Origin of the sequence: Chachezhania sediminis (assembly GCF_009765275.1) — a bacterium.
Taxonomy (GTDB): Bacteria; Pseudomonadota; Alphaproteobacteria; order Rhodobacterales; family Rhodobacteraceae; genus Chachezhania; species Chachezhania sediminis.
The window spans coordinates 1-1,177 of record NZ_VOPH01000029.1 but is presented as its reverse complement, the minus strand read 5'-3'; the positions used below and the strand labels follow the sequence as shown (position 1 = coordinate 1,177).

Annotated in this window: 1 protein-coding gene; it reads left to right on the top strand. The window is 64.7% G+C overall.

Annotation, left to right across the window (positions count from 1 at the left end; translation table 11 throughout):
• The first annotated feature begins 60 nt into the window (after window positions 1-60).
• A complete protein-coding gene (locus tag FQK05_RS25765) occupies window positions 61-1,152 on the top strand; it encodes an IS630 family transposase (RefSeq protein ID WP_158972437.1) in 1,092 nt (363 codons plus the stop codon).
• Window positions 1,153-1,177 lie beyond the last annotated feature (25 nt).

The window sequence follows — 1,177 nt, the reverse complement described above, 5'->3', positions numbered from 1 at the left end:
CTAGTGTTCCCCGTCTGACGTAGGATTCCCAATGCCGCTCGCTCGTGGCATGAGTGGGAGATGAGACGCTCGGATATCTGCCTTTACCTTGGCCCCGCCGACCGCACTGAGCTTGAAGCTCTGCGCACCAACCGCAACACGCCGCGCAAGCTCGTTTGGCGGGCCGGGATCGTGCTCGCGACAGCTGATGGCGTGGGGACCGTTGAGATCATGCGGCAGACGGGCATGTCGAAGCCGACGGTCTGGCGTTGGCAAGAGCGGTATCTTGACGAAGGAGTTCCGGGCCTCAAGCGCGACAAGACGCGGCCCTCGCGTGTGCCGCCGCTTCCCAGGGAGGTCCGGTTGAAGGTGATCGCGAAGACCGTGCGGGAGACGCCGCCCAACGCCACGCACTGGAGCCGCGCGACGATGGCCGAGGCGGTCGGCATCTCGCCGTCGAGCGTGGGGCGCATCTGGGCCGATGCCGGGCTGAAGCCGCATGTCGTGAAGGGATTCAAGGTCTCGAACGACCCGATGTTCGAGGAGAAGGTCACCGAGATCGTCGGCCTCTACCTTGATCCGCCGGACCGCGCGGTCGTGCTCTGCGTCGATGAGAAGTCCCAGATCCAGGCGCTCGACCGGACCCAGCCCGGGCTGCCGCTCAAGAAGGGGCGCGCTGCCACGATGACCCACGACTACAAGCGCCACGGCACCACCACGCTCTTCGCCGCGCTGGACGTGAAGTCGGGCCTCGTCATCGGGGAATGCATGCCGCGCCACCGCGCCAAGGAGTTCCTGAGCTTCCTGCGCCGCATCGACCGGGCCGTGAAGAAACCCCGCGACATCCATCTGGTTCTCGACAACTACGCCACCCACAAGACGCCCGAGGTGCAGGCCTGGCTCGAGAAACACCCGCGCTTCAAGCTGCATTTCACGCCCACCAGCGCGTCCTGGATGAACCTCGTCGAGCGCTTCTTCGCCGAGATCACCGCAAGGCGGATCCGCCGCGGCAGCTACTCCAGCGTCGACGATCTCGAAGACGCGATCTACGACTATCTGCTGCAGCACAACGTCAAGCCCAAGCCCTTCGTCTGGAGCAAGAGTGCTGACGACATCCTCACCCGCGAGCGCCGCGCACTCGATGCCCTCGACCAAATCAGGGGAAATCGGTAGCAAATGTCTGACTCGGAACACTAGG

Bases quoted from the DNA above. Each gene is read 5' to 3' on its own strand.
- FQK05_RS25765 (WP_158972437.1), top strand. From the start codon at position 61: ATGAGACGCTCGGATATCTGCCTTTACCTTGGCCCCGCCGACCGCACT.